Annotated in this window: 9 protein-coding genes; 3 read left to right on the top strand and 6 right to left on the bottom strand. The window is 41.8% G+C overall.

The features are described from left to right. Nucleotides 1-59: 59 nt before the first annotated feature. The 6 genes from UABAM_RS10270 to UABAM_RS10245 all read right to left on the bottom strand — a co-directional run bounded on the left by UABAM_RS10270 (nucleotide 60) and on the right by UABAM_RS10245 (nucleotide 11800). Nucleotides 60-1688: a hypothetical protein gene (locus UABAM_RS10270; protein WP_151967912.1), complete on the bottom strand. Its 1629-nt coding sequence runs from the start codon at nucleotides 1686-1688 to the stop codon at nucleotides 60-62. Nucleotides 1689-1701: 13 nt separating this feature from the next. After that, on the bottom strand, nucleotides 1702-3861 hold the full coding sequence (locus UABAM_RS10265; protein ID WP_151967911.1) for a serine/threonine-protein kinase: 2160 nt from the start codon (nucleotides 3859-3861) through the stop codon (nucleotides 1702-1704). A gap of 22 nt (nucleotides 3862-3883) precedes the next feature. Next, entirely contained in the window at nucleotides 3884-4906 is a 1023-nt protein-coding gene (locus UABAM_RS10260; RefSeq protein ID WP_151967910.1) for a sodium:calcium antiporter, read from the bottom strand. A gap of 368 nt (nucleotides 4907-5274) precedes the next feature. Continuing rightward, a complete protein-coding gene (locus UABAM_RS10255; protein WP_151967909.1) occupies nucleotides 5275-8526 on the bottom strand; it encodes an efflux RND transporter permease subunit in 3252 nt (1083 codons plus the stop codon). A gap of 3 nt (nucleotides 8527-8529) precedes the next feature. After that, entirely contained in the window at nucleotides 8530-10158 is a 1629-nt protein-coding gene (locus UABAM_RS10250) for an efflux RND transporter periplasmic adaptor subunit (protein ID WP_151967908.1), read from the bottom strand. A 70-nt stretch (nucleotides 10159-10228) separates the two neighbouring features. Further along, nucleotides 10229-11800, bottom strand: coding sequence for a long-chain-fatty-acid--CoA ligase (locus UABAM_RS10245; RefSeq protein WP_151967907.1), 1572 nt, complete (start codon nucleotides 11798-11800; stop codon nucleotides 10229-10231). Between the two features lie 141 nt (nucleotides 11801-11941). Between UABAM_RS10245 and UABAM_RS10240 the strand changes: the two genes are divergently transcribed. The 3 genes from UABAM_RS10240 to UABAM_RS10230 all read left to right on the top strand — a co-directional run bounded on the left by UABAM_RS10240 (nucleotide 11942) and on the right by UABAM_RS10230 (nucleotide 19467). Beyond that, nucleotides 11942-13687 (top strand): DUF885 domain-containing protein, encoded by a 1746-nt coding sequence (locus UABAM_RS10240; RefSeq protein ID WP_229759383.1) that lies wholly within the window; start codon nucleotides 11942-11944, stop codon nucleotides 13685-13687. 360 nt (nucleotides 13688-14047) lie between these two features. After that, nucleotides 14048-16015, top strand: a complete 1968-nt coding sequence (locus tag UABAM_RS10235) for a protein kinase domain-containing protein (protein ID WP_151967906.1) — start codon at nucleotides 14048-14050, stop codon at nucleotides 16013-16015. Between the two features lie 8 nt (nucleotides 16016-16023). Continuing rightward, the gene (locus UABAM_RS10230; RefSeq protein ID WP_229759420.1) at nucleotides 16024-19467 is read left to right on the top strand and encodes a serine/threonine protein kinase; all 3444 of its coding nucleotides are present in this window, start codon (nucleotides 16024-16026) and stop codon (nucleotides 19465-19467) included. The last annotated feature ends 5 nt before the right edge of the window (nucleotides 19468-19472 follow it).

Below are 19472 nucleotides of genomic sequence, written 5' to 3'. Positions count from 1 at the left end.
AAAATACACCTTTAGCAAGGTCCGCCCCTACAACGCACTTTGCTAAAGGTGTATTTTGGTTATGCGTGATAGTTGTCCAATGCTTTCTGTGCGGCGGTTTTGACGTCTGCTGTTTCGTCGTTTACTGCTTTTTCGAGATCAGCGATGGCAAAATCAATATCGGGAGACATCTCGGCCAGTTTTTGCGCTGCGGTGACGCGCACTTTACTTGTTTTATTGCGTAAAGCAGTTGATAAAAATTTGTGTAAGTCTTGTTGTGGTAAAATCTCCATCAAAGTTTTCGCCGCCATGACTTGTATCTGCGCATTTTTGTCGTAAACCATTTTTCTCAGAGCGGGAACCGCGGGAGTGGCTCTTTTTCCCATTTGACAAAGTTTCTCTTTGGCGATGTTGCGAAAATCTTCGTTGGTGTCGCGAAAAAGTTTTACGAGGAACGGAATGGCAACGGTTGATGTTTCTTCGACTAAATCAAGTACTTGTTGGATATTTTTTTTCATCATTTTATCCTTTGTCGTACTATAGTTTTGTTCCAGAGAACAAAACAAGTATTCCGAGTGGGGATCTTGTTGTAAAAAAAGTGTGATGATCTTCAATTTCACCTTTTCGTTTAGTTTTTGATTTTCTAACACAGTTGTGTCTATACCATGCCTTTGAATGATCGCGATGAAGGTTTCTTCGCTTCTCTTTTGTATCGTATCTTGCTGACTAACCAGCAAATCTTGAAATGTTGCGTTTTGCAAAACATTTCGTGAACCTATATGTTGAAGAGCCTCGACTGCGGCATGTGTCATATCATCTTTTTCCAGGTATTCGAGTAAGAAGTCTTCCAGATCTTTTGTGTAAGAAGCCAGTTTTCCTAGAGTACGTACTGCATTGGCGGCGATTTGTCGGGGAGCTTCTTCACAGCAACGAATCAGTAATTCGTAGAGATCTTTGGGGAGTTCTCCAAGGTCTCCCAAAGCTTCTACCGCTTTGGCACGAACATTTCTTTTCATTGCGGTATTCTTGACAATACATTGCAAAATGGGGATAGTTACCGCAGATTTGTTACCAATGGTTCCCAAAATAGAAATGGCTTCCTGCATATGTTCGCCTTGTTCGATAAAATGAATTAACGTAGGGATGATAGGGTATGCCTGCGATTTCATTGCCTCTAAAATGGCAAAAATTTGCGTGCTTTTGTGATTTTCTTGGATATGTTTGCTAAGAATAGGAACCGCACTCGCTCCCATTTTGATAATTGCTGTTCGTTGTTCTTCATTTTTACTGTCGGTCATTTCTTGCAAAAAATTTTCGATTTTTGCTGCGGCGTCTTCTTTCAGTGCTTCGCATTTGGTGAGTTCTTTGGAAATTTTGACTTTGGGGAGTTCATCGTAAACGCGAAATATAGATTCGCGTTTGTTGATATCTTTAGGGGGAATGTAGTGTATTTTTTGACGGGTAATAAAAAATAGCAGAACCGTTGCTAAGCCAATAGATACTACATTGAATAATCCCCAAAACAGAACGCGACGTCCTAAGCTACCCGCAAATATCATGATCAAAAAACTCGAAATAACGAGCAGTGTAATAAAGATAGAGGTGTCGTGTACACTATCCCACACCAACATCGGAACTATATTTACCAGAAATACGACAAATGCTGCTGCTCCTGTCACAAAAGTGGGATATCGCCATCCATTTTTCATATCTTTCTTCCTTCTAATCTTTGATTTTATCTAGTCGTTGTTGCGCTTTAGCAAAGTTGAGTTTTGCTGCCTTTCGATACAGCTGACGCGCTTTTTTCTTGTCACTTTTTATTCCCCAGCCATTGCGAAAAATTTCTCCGAGCAAGTAGAACGCTTCTGCTTGTTGTGAACGATAAAGTAACTTGCGCGATAGATGGTAACTCTTTTTGCTCATATACCATTTGGCAAGATATAGACGGGCACCAGGAATATTTCCTGTGCACGCGCGCAAAATGAGAAAAGTTCCCTGTACGGTGTCGTGGTAGTCTTCTCTCTCTAAATATATTTTTCCTAAGTTAAAATAAGCCAGGGTATGGTCGTTGTGCTCGATGGCTTTTTGATACCACTCAATGGCTTGCTTTATGTTACCTGCCTGTACATGATGATCTCCCATAAGGCACATGGAACTAAGATTGCCTCTTTGTGCTGCGTTGCGATGTAGTTGCAAAGCTTTTTGTGGATCTTTCTTTACCGCGATTCCTTGCAGGTACATATTTGCCAAAAAATACGTGGCCCAGTGATACTCTGGGGATGCTTTTTGAAAAAGGGCAAAGGCGCGTTTGTCGTCTTTAAAACTTGGCTCATAAAAGTAAATCGTTCCCATGGATTCTATACATGGTGCAAAATTTTGTTCCGCACCTTTTTTGTACCATGCGAGGGCTTGGGCGACTCTGTTTTCATGCGAAATTAATTTATATGAATAAAGGCGTCCTTTAATATAGCAGACATACTTATTGTTGTCGTCTGTGAGCGAAAAATATTTGTTTACTTGTTTTTTTAAAGGATCTTGCGCTTGATGTTCACGGTCATAGAGAACTTTCAATAAATGGTAACGCGGTGGTGCATCGGGTGTACATATAGAGTCTATCAACGCTTGGCCATGCTCGCGTTGGGTGTCCAAGAAGTAATGGAATGCCTTAATAAATAGAGCGTCGGGTGTGGATAAACGCTGCGAAGAAAGTTTTTGGTATTGTTTGTACAGATTATTGTAAGAACTGGAAAACAAAGTAACAACCACAGCAAGAGTAATGGCAAAAATACCCAAAAGTATTAGGTTCTTTGCCAACCATTTTTTAATTTTGCGTTGTTGTTGCCCTTTGTCCTTACTGATTTTTTCGCCGCGAAGAAACTTTTCTAAATCGTTGCACATATCTTCGGTACTTTGGTAACGCATATCTTGCTTTTTGGCCAACGCTTTGAGGCATATCGCATCGAGACTTTTGGGAACAATCTGTTTGATGTTGCTTGGTGGAACGGGATCTTTTTCTAAAATTTGTTTGGAAACTTGGGTAATGGTATGGCCAGAAAAAGGAGGTCTGTTGGTAAGTAGTGTATATAATAGCGCACCTAGTGAGTAGACATCGCTGCGTTCATCAATAGAAGCAATACGCCCCTCGACTTGTTCGGGCGGCATGTAGTAGATCGTTCCGATCATGGTACCGCTCACGGACAATTTTTGGCTGGCGTCCTGCAATTTTGCTAGACCAAAATCCATAACCTTGGGATTTTCATTGGCATCCATCATGATATTTGCAGGTTTGATATCGCGGTGAATAATTCCATGCTGGTGGGCAAAGTGGATTGCGGCACATATCTTGGTCATCAGTACCGCAATTTTACGAACAGAGATCGTCGCATCGCTTTTGATAAATTCGTCGAGGGGAACCCCTTCGATAAAGTCCATGGTAAAAAAATATTTGTCCTGGTCTTGCCCGATGTCGTATAGCGTGACAATGTTGGGATGACGGAGGCGTGCCGTTGCTTTTGCTTCGCGTAAAAAACGCATATTGTTTTCCTGGCTGCTGCGAATGAGTACTTTCATGGCAACAATACGCCCACCTAAGGTATCTTGTACCTTATAGATAATTCCCATTCCACCACGCCCAATTTCGTTGAGAATTTTATAACGTCCAATTTGGGAAGGAAGGGCGCTCTGTGCGACTTTTGATTTTATATGCGAAACCTGTTGGTGGTTTAAAAAACCATGTTCAAGCATAATGTCTGAAAGGTTTTTGCCCGTGGAGGTTTTCAGTAACTGCATGCAATAAGTGAGTGTTTTTGAGTCTACCATGTTATGACTTAATGCAATTTGTCCAAACTTGATGTTTTGCTGTGGATTGGTTTTTACCGTCATGATAAAGTCCTAAAAAGGTGTTCTAAAACATGGTAATAACAAAAAAGCCCATTATATACAAGAGTAGTACGGAAAAACTTTCAAAACCAATGTTGGCAATTCCTTTTCTTTCGCGAATGACCAATCCCGCGACGAGAATACCGGACATAATAATGGAGAGTGCGGTGAGAAAAATCACTTCGTTACTTATGGTGTGGTAAATAGATCCCGGTCGGTAGGCGATGTCGGAAGCTACGGCAAACATCACATCAAAAGCATTGCCACCTATAATATCACCTACGGCAAGCGTCAGTGCTCCGCGACGTACTGCGGCGATGGCGGTTACCAGTTCGGGAATCGAAGTAATGACTGCGGTGATAAACCCACCGATGATTGTCTCATCAATTCCAGTTCGCTTGACGAGATTTATGCCGGATTGTGCTAGAGCCCAACCAGCCAAGGCCATGATACATGAGAAAACAAAAAACATTGCGAACATTCTTGGTAAACTTTGTTGATGTCGCAAACTGGTGTCGGGAATATCGACACGGGTAAGTAACGTTTTTAGAGGTAACCACTGTGGTTTTTCATGGCTTTTTTTTACTTTGTTCATTCCAAATACATAAGTGATGAACAAAATAGGGGTGAAAACATGTACGCCAAAAATAGTAATTTCCGGAAAACTATTGGCGAGCAAAATTCCGCCGAGAAGGATGATGAGAAGTTGCCCATTTAAAATGTTGGGAATAGATGCGGCTTGGTGCTCTAGATTTGCTTCGCGATTGCAAAAATCAGCGATGGCTAAGAACGAAGTTTGGGCGGCAATGCCACCAAGAGCATTGCTCATCGCCATGTTGGGATATCCACTCGAAGCGGCAACAATAGAGGTGGTGATTCCCGGAAGCGAGGTACTAGCGCCTAAAAGAATTGCCCCGGTTACGGCTTCACCAAGACCAGTACGATCCGCAATATGATCTGCAAGGCCTGCCAAATGTATGCCCGCCCAAGTAATGATGATGCCTGACACTGCGAAGTATAAAATACACATCCACAATGGAATATCCATACCAAACCACCTTTGCCAAATGAGTCAGATTGCCATGAAATGAAAATACTTGTGACTTGTTCTCGTTGATTGTTGCTAGCATGCGATGCCCTCCCGCCGGGCAAGCCCATTGACTTAAGCGTAAACACTTATAATAAAAGACTTACTTACTTGTGTCATCCCTGACTTGATCAGGGATCCACGAATATAAGTCGACTTTATATTGCTGGATCCCGTATCTTTCCAAAAACCTCCGGTTTTTGGGTACGGGATGACAAGTGTTGTAAACCTTTTAAGATTTTACACTTATCTCTTAAGTCAATGGGCTTGCTCCCTGTGGGGGCACCGCATACTAGCAACTATCTATACTTACAAATCAATTTTACAACCTAGTGAGACGAATCGTCACTTTTTGTTACGGTACGTACTTTTAAATTTTCGACAAAGAAACAATATATTGCCGGAACGATAAATAAAGCCAGTACCGTGGAAAAAATTAGTCCGCTACTTATGGTAACTGCCATTGGGGCAAATAGCGGGTCACCACTGGCGATGAGAGGAATCAATCCACCGACGGTTGTCAATGTGGTTAGCATAATGGGAACTATGCGTTGTTTGGTTCCCATAACTACACAGTGACGAAATGCCTCCTTGGTTAGGCCGAGATAATTATTGTTTTCTGTTGCCAGATTCTCTTTATTCGCCCAGGACTCATGAATGCGGTGCTCGATAAATTCGATGAGAACAATGGCGACATTAATGACAATTCCCGCCAGAGATAATAAACCCAGCATTGTCATGAAACCAAGCGGATTCGCGGTTAAATACAGACCAAAAAAACTACCTGAAAAAGCGAGAGGTATTGTCGCTAGTACAATCCACGTTTTGGTAAAAGAATTGTATTGTACCACCAAACACAAAATAATAAGTACCAGCGAGATGGTAAATGCACGCGACATGTTTCCACCACTTTCTTGGCTTTCTTTGTGCTCACCTGCAATTTCAATTTTGTATTCTTTGGGCAGTTCCTGTTGCATTTTTTTTATTTGCGGCATAATGTGGCGTACAATACGGTCTGGTAGGGTATCGGTCGTCACTTGACAACGTACACCAATTTCGCGTGTTTGGTTTCTTCGAACGATTTTAGCTAATTGCCATCGCGGTTGTACGACCGCTAGCTCATCAAGCGGGACCTTGCCAAAACGCCCTTCAACGTAAATTTGATCTAGAAGAGCTAAGTTCGCTCTTTGTGAGGCTGGGAGTCGTAAATATACAGAAACTTTATGGTCACGTTCGCGGTATGTCGTTAGATAATAGCCACTAAAAAACGCGTTCAATGTTTGTGCAATCGAAGCGTTGTTGACACCGGCAAGGTTTGCTTTGTCTTCATCTACTTCGACCCCTAGTTGGTAGGACATATTTTCCCAGGAATTATGAACGAGTTTTGTTCCGGGAGTTTGGCGTAAGATGTGCTCAATTTGCTTGGCATAAGCGCGTAAACCACTCACATTTTCCCCACGAACTCTTATTTCCACAGGATAAGGAACAGGTGGACCTTTGAGGAGCTTGACTATTTTTGTCCGCGCTCCGGTAACAGGACGAATTTTTGATTGGGGGATGCCTCTATAAACAGCGCTTTCAATATCTTGGATATAGGAATCTACGACGTATGGTGAAGTGGTGTTGATAATGAGTGTTGCACTGTTTGCTTTGGGATGTTCGGGACTAATACTCAGGAAAAAACGCGGCCCACCTTTCCCGACAAACGAAACCATGTTGTGTAAACGTCCTTTGGACTGTACTTGAACGATTTTTTCTAAGTTTTTCATCGTTTGATTGGTTTCCGCGATGGGACTTCCATTGGGAAGTTCTACGACAATGGTAAATTGGTTACGTTGGGCATTGGGAAAGAACTGATTGGGAATTTTTCCTGTGGCCAAAAGTCCAAAGCTGAAAATCATAAAAGCTAAGGCTGCCAATAGAGTGAGGGCTTTATAACGAATTGCGGCACTACAAAGTATCTCAAATAGCGGGCGTGGTTGACTGTTGCGTTTTTTTACTTTTTGTAAAACAAAGGTCACACAGTTCCATACATAACCGATGGGGGAAGTGCTTTTTCCTTCTTTCATAAAGCAATACGCCATAATTGAGGTAAAGGTAACCGCTAGAAAATAGCTAAATAGAAGTGATATACATACGACAATAGGGATAGAGCGCACATATTCTCCCGATCCTCCAGGAAGCGTTAACATGGGGGCAAACGCGCATACTGTGGTCATGGTGGCGATAAAGATCGGAAAGGCGATTTGGTTGACGCCACTGATGACAGCGGTGCGTTTATCATAGCCTTCGCGAATAAAATGGTGCACATTGTCGCATACTTCGATCGCATTGTCGACTAACATACCCAGGGCGATAATGAGAGCAGCAATGGACATGGTGTTCAGGTCGACATCAAAAAGATACATCAGCCCTATGGAACTTATCATGACGACAGGAATGGCGGTGGCCATGACGATGGCCACACGTAACCCTATTAGTATGAGTGCTACAGCGATGACCAGTACAATAGACTGCATTAGGCTAACTACGAAACTGTCGATGGACTGTTTTACTTGTGTCGGGACATCCGATAAAATAGCGACTTCGATATTTTTGGGCAAGGAAGTGCTTTTTACCTCTTCGATGGTTCGCTTTACTTCTTCTCCCAACTCGACAATGTTTTTTCCATCTTTCATAATAAGAGACAGTACAATACACGGTGCGGAGCGATGTGGATCGACATAGCGAACCTTTACTTGATATGGCTCCAGGTAACGCCGGGAAACTTTGAGATTTAAATCTTTGAGTAAAACCGAGTTCCCCGTTTCGTCGTTGCCTATGATGACTTGTTCAAACTCTTTGACATCACTAATCTCCCCAGACGGTTTAATGCTAAAACGACTGTAGTTCGTGTCTATGTTTCCTCCTGAGGAGACGATATTGTGATTTTGTAATACGTCGCGTAGCTCTCCGAGGGTAAGTTTGAGTTGGCTCCAGCGGCCCATATCTGTTTCAATGTAGATGGCTTCTTCTTCTACGCCATGCTTATTTACTTTACCAATGGATGGTAATTGACGCAGGCGATCTTTTAATCGGTCACTGATTTTTTCTAGATCTCTAGGAGAGTATACTCTCTTTTGTGTCGTAGATGGATTTTCATATATACCCAGTAACATTGCAGATGTGTCGCCAAAGTCACGATTGAGATATGGGGTGTTGGCCCCAGGTGGTAGACGTTCTTCGATGTCATTGAGTTTTTTTTGTACTTTGTCCCACACATCGTTAATTTCGCGAACAGGTAGACCTACTTCGTATAGATCGATTTTGACGATAGATAATCCTACGTACGAAGTGCTTTCAATCTCTTCGATTTCGTCGACCGATTGAATTTCTTCTTCGATGACGTCGGTAATGAGATTTTCCACATCTTCTGCGGTTGCTCCAGGCCAAGAGGTCGAGATGAGGGAGGTGCGTATTGTGAATGTAGGATCTTCGCGCCGCGAGATGTTTTGGAAAACATATAGACCCCACATTAAGAAAACAACAACAAAAGCAATGACGATGGTTCTTTTTTCTAATGCGAATTTTGTTAGACTCATTTTTTACTCACCTACTTTCACTTTTTCACCAGGTAGTAAATAATGTGCACCTTGAACCACAACTTGATCTCCCTCACTCAGTTCATCACTCTCTACACGACGCGTATCGGCAAAAGACTGGAATAAGCGCACCTGAACTTTGCGAACAAATGTTCCGTCTTTTTTTGTCTCGACTTTAAATACGTAGTGTTTGGCATCTTCCTGTAAAATAGCCTTCATCGGAACGTATACTCCAAAAGGAGATGAGTTTAAATTTAGATCTATTTCGACGAGTTCACCAGGACGAAATAACCAATTTTCACGAACGAGGACTACTTTGTCACCACTTTTGACTCCTTTGGGAACATTCAATGCGAGAAACGCGCGGTCTTTTATTGCCTTCTGTAATACTTGGTTTCCGTTCACTACGATGCTGCGGAAAGTAAAAAGGCCTAAGAAATCGAGCATGTCATCACTTACTGTCACATACATTTTGGTGACCGTAGTCACTCCGTCGAACTTTGTACCGATATAGTGGTTTGTGCGCCATACATAATGGCCTTTTGCATCTTTATTCAAGCAGTCAACGTTGACATATTTCTTGTTGTTTTGATAATAATGGCGCGAAACAATGGGCATTAAATCGGTAATACGCGGTAGCTTTTTGCGTTCCGGGTATTTTTCCATGCGGCGATCGATTTTGAAATTGCGCACTAATATTTGCAAATTAAATGTTCGTGTATTGCGATCCGCCACCGTGTCTTTGGCGTAAATCCATCCCGTGGCTGGTTGTTTCCAGTTGGGGTGGTAAATCGTGGCAAAGTCTCCCACATTTAGTTGACGATCTGTTTTGGGGGAAACGGCAACGGAAATTTGTATGGGGTCCATAAGAACGAGTGTTAATACCGCTTTTCCCGGTTGTACATATCCACCACGAATCACATGAACTTGCGATACACGACCATCAAATGGCGCGCGAACAACGCAATTTTCCACATCTAGTTTTGCACTTTTTAGTGACTCATTTAATTTTTTCATTTGTGCGCGGACGTTGAGTAAAGAAACTTCTTTTACTTTTTTCTGTGCTTGTATCTGCTGCATTTTCGCTTTGGCGCTGTCAAGAGAAGAGCGCGCTTGGTCGAGTTCTGACTGACTGGTGGAGTCTGTCACCATAAGCCGTGAAAGTCTTTTGTAATTGCGTTCCGCTAATTGCAAAGAAGACTTTGCTTCGGCAATTTGTGCCGGAATGACATGGTTAATTTCTGTTTCTGTGGTTTTGTACTCCGCTTGCAAAGCTTTAATGTCGGCCTTGGCGCTTTCGACACGTAATCGGTATATTTTTTGGTCGATTTTGGCGAGAATAGTTCCTTGCTTTACGATCTTACCTTGGATATTTTTTAAGGGACCTTCGACATCGGCACCACTGTCGATCACATAGTCGATTTTTCCACCGACCTCAAAGCTAATTTCCTCTTGCTTCCATGTGTCAACTGTACCTGTTAGCCGTAGGTCGAAAGAGGGATTTTTTGAGTTAAGGGTAATAACTTTTACTGGGGTAGTGGGAAATTCATTGATTTTAGATTCTACCTTGGCTTCTTCGCAGCCGCAGTAGAAAACTAAACATAAACTCAAGTACACAACATGTCGTAGCAAAATGTTTCCCTTTCATTATCGGTTAAGAGTTTGTTATTACGTATAGTGTTGCTGGTTTTATATAATAAAACTACTGTTTGCTAATTGCGGAACGTCCGCCACGCAAGATATATTTTTGTATTTTACCTGTTGCTGTTTTCGGCAGATCTTCGACAAAAGATACCCACTCGGGCGCCTTGAAATGTGCGAGATGACTACGGGCAAATTCTTTGACTTTTTCTTCGGTGGTTGTTTCACCGTCACGTAATACCACAAAAGCATGTGGACGCTCTCCCCATTTTTTGTGAGGCATTCCCACAATCGCAACTTCGAGAATGGCTGGGTGACGAAGTAGAACACCCTCCACTTCCACCGAGGAAATGTTTTCACCACCGCTAATAATGACATCTTTAAAACGATCGCGAATTTCTACATAGCCATCACTGTGTACCACTGCCGCATCTCCGCTGTGAAACCAGCCACCGCGAAAAGCTTTTTCTGTGGCTTCGGGATCATTAAAATAGCCTTTCATGACCACATTGCCGCGTACGACGATTTCTCCGAGACTTTCACCATCATGGGGCACTTCGTTGCCATCGTCATCAACAACCAACAGTTCACCCGAAGTCATTAATTCGACCCCTTGACGTGCTTTGATTATCGCACGTTGTTGTTGTGACAGTTGTTCATGCTCTGGCAATTCTTCGCAAATAGTAATAAATGGTGACGTTTCTGTCAATCCATAAAGTTGTGTCAATTTCCATCCCAGCTCTTTTTCAATGCGTTCGATTGTTGCTGCTGCTGGAGGGGCTCCTGCTGTAAAAAGATGTACTCCACTTTTAACATCACGGCGAAATTCTTGTGGGGCATTGGCAATACTAATAAGTACTGTGGGAGCAGCACAAAACATGCTGACATTTTCTTGGGCAATCAGTTGGAATATCATTTGCGGTTCGACACGTCGTAAACATATATGTGTTCCTCCGCACGCAGTAACAATCCATACAAATGTCCAACCATTGGCGTGGAACATCGGCAAGGTCCACAGATAACGATCTTTCGGTGTCATGTTATGATGGCACAGAGTTCCAACGATATTTAGGTAAGCGTTGCGATGTGTGATCATGACACCTTTGGGCTGTGCGGTAGTTCCACTGGTATAGTTGATGGAAATGAGATCATCTTCGTCGATAGTGACGTGCTCAAATTGATGATCGGCAGCGGCGAGAATTTCTTCATAATCACTCCAACCGTCTTTACTACCTTCTAAGGCAATAAAATGTTCGACTCCCGTTAGTTGCTCGCGAACACTATCGACGGCATCGAGGTAATCGCTGTGTACACAGACGATCCGCGACCCACTGTGGCTTATAATGTAGGCAAAGTCTTGTGCCGTTAAACGATAATTGACAGGTACGACAACCGCTCCAATTTGCGGAACGGCGTAGAACGACTCTAATTGTTTGTGTGTGTTGGGAGCAATGTATGCAACACGGTCGCCGTGTTTGATGCCGAATTTTTGTAAAGCGGATGACCAACGATCACAGCGTTCAAAGAACTGTCCATAGGTCAGACGTAATTCGCCATCAATAACGGCCTCTCTATCTGAATACAAACGCCGTGCACGTCTAGCGAACTCCATAGGGGTGAGCGGAAATTTCATAAACAACTCCTTTCAAAACGGTTTTGTTTATTCTAGCAGTTTCATTGATTTTTTCATAAGATGTTTTACGTCTGTACGGATTATTTTTTGGACAGCTATCGACACAACAAAATCATACTTGCCTTTTTAGAAAGAAAAACAATGGATGTTATGCGAACGCTATTTATGACAATCATTATGATTTCAATTACTTCAGCTGTTTTTGCGAATGACAGCGCGGCTCTACGAAAGCTTTTTGCTGAGGAACGCCAAGGTCTTTACAAAGAGAACCCTGCAACTAATCCAAATCGCAAAGGCCCTGTACGTCAAATGGGGAAAGTGAGACCTGCTGACTACGAACGGCGCGCGAAACACGCTGCAAAGTTTATCGAAAAACTACGAACGATCAACCGTTCTGAGTTGAGTGCAGAGGATAAAATAAATTATGATCTTTTCCTGCATATCAAAAAAGATCAGCAACTAGATTACAAATTACAAACCTACCGCATACCTTTTTATAGCGATAGCGGTTTTCATTCTTATCTTCCACGGATGTGGCGTAATACGCGCTTTGCCTCAAGAATCGACTACGAAGCCTATCTAGATCGTATTGCAGATATTGAAAGATATTTCAACGACCACATTGCCAATATGCGCATGGGAATTAAAGATGGCTTCACTATGCCACGCGTTGTCCTCGATGGACTTCTTCCTACTTTTTCAAGTCCCATAAAAAATGATCCTACCAAAAGTGAATTTTACGGACCGTTTCACAAAATGGTAGAGGACATGAGTGAAAAAGACAAAAATGAGTTACGTGCAATGGCCAAAGATGTGATTGTCAAAAAAGTAATGGCAGCGTATAAAAAGCTAGCAGCTTTTATGAAAGACGAATACTATCCTGCGGCACGAACCGATCTTGGCGCTTACAAGTTACCCAATGGCAAAGAGTACTATCAATCGATGGTCAATTACTACACCACATTAGATATTTCTCCGGAAGAAATACACGAAACCGGTAAGCGCGAAGTCGCGAGAATTCGCGCGGAAATGGAAGAGATTATTCGTAACGTAAAATTCAAAGGCTCCTTTACCGACTTCCTAGAATTTTTACGCACCGATCCACAATTTTATGCCAAAAGCGAAAAAGAACTATTGATGCATGCATGTTATATTGCCAAAAAAGCCGATGGTAGGTTACCGCGTTTATTCAAACACATGCCCCGTCAGCCTTATGGGGTTGAAGCCGTTCCCGCATCGATCGCTCCCAATTACACCACCGGACGCTATGTGGGGGCTCCATTAAACGCTCCACGCGGAGGTTACTATTGGGTAAATACTCATGCTCTTGACAAAAGACCCTTGTACAATTTGCCTGCGCTGACATTACATGAAGCAGTGCCAGGTCACCATTTTCAAATAGCGTTATCCAAAGAAATGAAAAACGTACCCGAATTTCGCAAAGGTTATTATCCTCACGCATACGGCGAAGGATGGGGGCTGTATTCCGAAAAATTAGGTATAGAGTTAGATATTTATGAAACGCCTTATGAACACTTTGGACGCCTCAGTTACGAAATGTGGCGTGCGTGTCGTTTGGTGATTGATACTGGAATTCATGCGAAAGGCTGGTCACGAGAAAAAGCCATTGCCATGCTAGAAGAAAATTCCGCACTGTCAACACACAACATCCGCACCGAAGTAGATCGCTACATCAGCTGGCCTGGACAAGCATTGTCGTACAAAATGGGCGAGTTGAAAATTCTAGAGCTACGCAAAAGAGCGACCGAGAAGCTAGGGAAAAAGTTCGACCTACGCGAATTTCACGCGAAGATTTTGATGGCCGGAGGTTTGCCTTTGACGTTGCTGGAACGTCAAGTGGATGAATGGATTGCCAGTTATCAATAGTCGTGGATTGTAGGTGGTACAATTATGTAATAGTTGTTTCTGGTATGCGATGCCCCCACATCAGTGCTGTGCACTGATTGCTCCCTCAGGGGGAGCCTAATACATCTAACGCTTGCAGGGAAAGACATCACTGGTGTGCAGGGCTATTTGGTGTGTGGTTAACATTCATTTTATTCGCTTGTTTATGTTCCAAAAAAAATAGCACACAGTCCTAAACTTTGTTATAGTATACTTTTGCCGATAATTCAACGGTGCCATGCTATTTCTCTGGCAAAAATCTCTAAAGTTTCTGTACGAGCAGCCTGATTTTCATCATGAATGGAATTCCACAAATCTCTTTTCTATGCATAGGCTCTTATTATGAATCTCGATAAGACAAATCCAGATAAATCTACTGGAAAAAATATTCCGCAAATGATTTTTGGCCGTTACACGGTTTTAAGTACTCTTGGTGAAGGAGGTATGGGCAAAGTATATCGTGTTCTCGATACCAAGTTAAAAAGAGTTGTTGCTCTAAAAACACTGCTACATGGTGTACATGCCAATGAAAAAGCCAAGGAACGTTTTTTTGTGGAAGCGCAGGCCATTGCCAAAATTAATCATCCCAACATTATACAGCTTTATGATATGGGAACGGAAAGAGAAGTTCATTACTACACAATGGATTATATTTCCGGATCTTCTTTGAAGGAATTAATGGACAGCAAAAGTTTGGGAGTGCGCAAGGGCATTAAAATAATGGAGACGGTTGCCCAGGCAATGAACCACTGTCATGAATTGGGGATTATCCATCGCGATTTAAAACCAGCGAATATTATGCTTGACGAAGATGGCAAAGTTTATGTTATGGATTTTGGCTTGGCGAAAACACAACACAGCAAAAAAATTACGCGTACCGGGGCGGTGTTGGGAACACCTCTTTATATGTCGCCGGAACAAGCGGAAGGTCTGCATCGTAAAGTGGACGCCACAACCGATACCTATGCCTTGGGGGCGATTCTTTATGAAATTCTTACCGGGCGTCCTCCTTTCCAAGCACAAAGTCACACCGCTATGTTTCGTAAAATACTCAATGAAAAACCGGTTTTGCCTAGCAAGGTCAATATAAAAGCGCCTAAAGAACTGGATAAAGTTTGTATGAAAGCATTGGCGAAAAAAAAAGAAGATCGCTACGCTTCTTGTAAAACTTTTGCTCGGGATCTCAATACTTATTTGCAGGGAAAAAAGATTACGACTTCTGCGCCGTCACGTACCCCTTTGATTATGGCTGCTGTAAGCACTATTGTTATATGTGTCGCGCTATTTTTTATGCTATTTTCTTCTTCGTCATCCCCTCATTCCCACCAGCAGAAAAAATCAGCAGCACAAGAAAACTATACAGGGCAATTTGTCGATGGGAAACGACATGGCCAAGGAATTCTTATTTATCGCAATGGTGATAAATACAGTGGCAACTTTGCGAATGGTTTGCCTGACGGTCAAGGGGTGTTTATTTACAAAAATGGTGAGCAATACATTGGCCAATGGAAAAACGGCAAGCGTCATGGCGAAGGCGTTATTTATCGTAAAAATAGAAGTGTAAAGAAAAAAGGTATTTGGAAAGAAGGCGCTTATCAAGAGCCGCATCTTATTCAAGAACCACATCTCCTCCCTCAACAGCAGCATCTTGCTCCTGCGTTGCAAAAAGGCTTACTCGCTTATTATGACTTTGACGGAGCTTTTCCGCAAACCGGTGTACTCAAAGATCGTTCTCAAAGCCATTTTGATTTAAAAATGCGTAATGGTAAAGTGTCACAAAAAGAAGGGGTTTATGGAAAAGCAGCGTACTTTTATCAAGGTTTTTTTGGGGCACAACCCGATGTTACGGAAAGCATCATGGTCATTACTATTTCTCTGTGGTTTAAGACCAATAATCCCACGGCGAATTATAAAATTGCTGGCAGTGCGTGGTGGAAAGAAAGAGGTAAAGCGTCTGGGTGGCTCATTTCGACACATAACATAGAGTTGTGGGCGTATGATACAAAGCCTTTGTTGGTGGACAGTTCTCAGACAAAAAGAAGGGCCTTAGCCGCTGATAGATGGAATCACTTGGTGATTGTTCACGATCTAAAGCATGTGTATGAATACAACAACGGCAAACTTTGGTACAAAGCTCAGTCTCGTGGGCAAAGAATTGGAACAGGAATTGCTTTAAGTATTGGTAGTTGGCATGGAAATTATCCATACCGCGGATTTGTAGATGAGTTTCGTATATATTCACGTGCGCTATCCGCGGAAGAAGTAAAGCAACTACATGACCATGGAAGAGCAACTATTGACGGGAAATAAATAACGTGATGAATGACAAAATTATTCCTTATCTCGTAAAAATGAACTATGTCACTAACGAGCAGGTTCAGAAATGTTTGGCGATTCGTGATTACTATTTGCAAAAGGGCCAAAATGTCTCGTTGTGCCAGATATTGGTCCAGCAAAAGTTTATTGCTGTGGAGCAGTTACAGAAACTTATGCATGAACAATCTACCAGACAAACTGCCGAATTTACTGCGCACAAACAACCCCCGCAATTTGGCCGCTATGTACTCAAAGATACGCTTGGTCAAGGAGGAATGGGAACGGTGTATCGCGTTTTTGATCCTCAACTACGTAGAGATGTGGCACTCAAGGTAATGAATCAGGCATATGCTTCAGAAAAGCAAAAACAAAAGTTTGAGCGCGAAGCGGTAATGATGGCGAGCTTGGACCATTCGAATATTGTACGCTTGTTTGATTATGGGCAGCACAATGGCAAACCATTTATTACGATGGAAATTATCGCAGGTCAGCCACTTGGTTCCTACATGAGGGATTTGGAGCTTCCTAAGTTAGTGAATATTCTGATTGATGTATGTGAGGCGGTGCATTTTGCGCATACTCATGGTGTGGTACATCGCGATTTAAAGCCCGACAATGTTATGGTAACGGAAAAGTTGCAGCCGAAGGTGATGGATTTTGGTTTGGCGAAGCAAATCGGTGGAGAAAAACTTTCGCGTACTGGTGAAGGAGCGGGTACACCTTTATATATGTCGCCAGAACAGATGAGTGGTAACAGCGTGGATGTGCGTAGCGATGTGTACAGTTTGGGAATCATTTTATACGAGATGATGGTGGGAAAACCTCCTTTTCTCGGAGAAAAAAATCGCATTGAGTTTGAGGTACTTGTCGATGATCCTGTCCCACCTTGTGATCATAACAAAAATTTAGCAAAAGATCTCGAAGCCATTTGCCTCAAAGCCATCGAAAAAAAAGCGGAACAACGCTACAAAACTGCGAATAATCTTGCCGAAGATTTGCGTAATTATCTGGAGGGCAATCAAATATCGGCGACGCCTTTTACATGGAAAAGGCGAACGTTTCGATGGGCGGTACGTCATACGAAACTTCTTGTGACTGTTGTGATCATGTTGGGACTTTTGGGAATTGCTGTGTGGCAGTTTCAAGAGGCATCCAAAGAAAAAAGTAAAGCCGACGAGGCGTACAAAGAGAAAAGTAAAGCCCTTGAACAAAGGATTCACTCTAGTATTAACTCTTACGAAAAAGACTTAACTTCACAGTTGATTTTGGCGCGTTTGTACACAGAGTCGCTAAAGTATGCAGCTATGCAAGACGTTCTCAATGAAATCGGTTCACAGCAAAAGGATAAAGACCAACAAATCAACGCACTCATTGATGACCTAGAAAACGAAGATCAGACTTCGGCCGCGGAAATGCGTAAAGAATTTAGTTCGCGCAAAAAGTCTTTGCGAAAAGCGATTGCTACGCACAAAAAATATTTACCTTTGACCAATTTTTATCGTCAACTGCATTTACAATACAAGTCCAATGCAAACTATGTTCTGCGCCAGCCGTCTTGGGAATGGAGACTGACGACGAACGACGATAAAAAAATATACCTATGGAAAAATAATAGTGGAAATTGGAGTCGTGTCGGAGAGCTGCCTTTTTTGAAGACATGCGAGTATGCGATTAGTGTTAGTGGTCGGTATATTGCCATATTTGACACATCTAAGGAAAACCGAACCAATAAACTCAGTGTATGGAAAAATGTCAACGGAAATATCACGGAGCAGAAAAAACTGAATAAACTTTGTGAAGAAATTCAAGGGAAGGATACCGATGTAATTACTTTTAGTGGTGATGAACGATGGTTGTGCGTGGCAATTGAAAAAAAGGCGATAGGAGATAATGATAGCTTTCTTATCGATTTGATCAACTACAAAAAATATCGGATTGGTATCGATTTTAGTTCTGTTTGTTTTAGCCCGGATAGCAAATGGTTTGCTTACGCAAGTCTCTACAATGGAAAAGTTCTGAATCTTGAAGGGGGCGTACCACAAGAAAAGCACACGTTAGCAGGAAGTAGCGCGATTCATTTTGGTTTAAACAAAATCTTTGCCGGCTATTTTGATATTAATGTGTATAACATTAATGGCAACAAAATCGAAAAGGAAACGGTTTTGTATGATGTTCATCAAGCAAAAATTAAGCACATTGATGCACAAAAAATGTTTTTGAGCTCGTATTCAGAGGACGGAGTATTGCAGATAAGAGCCATTGGTAACTATAGAAAAGTACAAGAAGTGGACTTTCACAAGAATACTAGGTCTATCATGCCGGTGTTTAAGAACGATATGGATTTAGGTGTGTGGGAAAAAAGCGATTTTTACACGTATAACAAAAAAGATTCGATAACAAAAATTTCGTTTCCCCTAGATCCAAAAGTTATTAAAGTCCCTTTGTTTAGAAAACTTGCGGAATACGCCGATAAAAATAAAGAGCTCAAGGCCAAAAAAGACCAAACTGGACGGCATTATTTTTCAAAATTTTCGCATAATGAACGTTATATCATCCATTATCTCTTCCCATTTTTGTATGTGTACGATACGAAGACAAATATTAAAAAAAATATGCCTCTCTTTCATTACAAAAAAATGTCTATGTACAATGTACACAAAATCGAAATATTTAAGCATTACATTATTGCGCTCGTCGAAACTACTTCTTTCTCGGCGCTGAACAAAAGAAACGCTGCTATTGTTATCTGGGATTTGAACACCGAAAAAATCATATTTGATAAAGTTTATTCTGACTTTAAGAAACTCCAAGCAAAAGTAAAGCATATGTTTGCGTTTCACCATCGCAAGATATTTATCAAAAGAGGTTATGAAGTTACCATAGAAAAGATACACTTTTCGGAAAATCAAATAACGATTGAGCAGGAAGATACCTTTTCTTTAAAGAGTTATATAGGAAGTTTTAAAAGTGCTTTTTACAAAGATAAAGTGGCTTTTGTTAGTGCTGGAGACTCTAGCATTAAACCTCTAGAGGTTGTCTCTAAGAGCAATGGAAAGTACTTCTCTCAGCAAATAAAAGTTCAACTTGGTCGGACAACAGTTATGAAATTTATCAAGCACAATTTAATTGCAATTGGTTCTATTACCGGTAAAATTGCGTTGGTGTGGTTAGATACAGGAAGAATCGAGTATTACGATTTTTATCGCGAAGTGAAAAATTTTTTCTATGACCCAACGGAGGACTTATTGCTTGTTTTCACAGCTTCTGGACTGAACGTTCAACCACTCCACTTTGACAAAGAAAATGAACTTCAGTCTAAATTTTATCCTATCACACTATTTAGTAATTACAAAATTATCGGCTTGGCAATCACCAAAGATTTCAACGCAATAGCTTTGTCACTCGCCGGCGGTAACACACTGTTAATAAGTACCAACGAAAACTAACTACC

It is taken from the genome of Candidatus Uabimicrobium amorphum (assembly GCF_009002475.1).
Taxonomy (GTDB): domain Bacteria; phylum Planctomycetota; class Uabimicrobiia; order Uabimicrobiales; family Uabimicrobiaceae; genus Uabimicrobium; species Uabimicrobium amorphum.
The sequence above is the reverse complement of the archived record's forward strand: the minus strand, read 5'-3'. Positions and strand labels throughout refer to the sequence as shown.

Excerpts from the sequence above, each read along its gene's own strand:
- UABAM_RS10270 (WP_151967912.1), bottom strand. The coding sequence starts at position 1,688 with ATGAAAAATGGATGGCGATATCCCACTTTTGTGACAGGAGCAGCAGCA.
- UABAM_RS10255 (WP_151967909.1), bottom strand. The coding sequence starts at position 8,526 with ATGAGTCTAACAAAATTCGCATTAGAAAAAAGAACCATCGTCATTGCT.
- UABAM_RS10235 (WP_151967906.1), top strand. The coding sequence starts at position 14,048 with ATGAATCTCGATAAGACAAATCCAGATAAATCTACTGGAAAAAATATT.
- UABAM_RS10260 (WP_151967910.1), bottom strand. The coding sequence starts at position 4,906 with ATGGATATTCCATTGTGGATGTGTATTTTATACTTCGCAGTGTCAGGC.
- UABAM_RS10230 (WP_229759420.1), top strand. The coding sequence starts at position 16,024 with ATGAATGACAAAATTATTCCTTATCTCGTAAAAATGAACTATGTCACT.
- UABAM_RS10245 (WP_151967907.1), bottom strand. The coding sequence starts at position 11,800 with ATGAAATTTCCGCTCACCCCTATGGAGTTCGCTAGACGTGCACGGCGT.
- UABAM_RS10265 (WP_151967911.1), bottom strand. The coding sequence starts at position 3,861 with ATGACGGTAAAAACCAATCCACAGCAAAACATCAAGTTTGGACAAATT.
- UABAM_RS10240 (WP_229759383.1), top strand. The coding sequence starts at position 11,942 with ATGGATGTTATGCGAACGCTATTTATGACAATCATTATGATTTCAATT.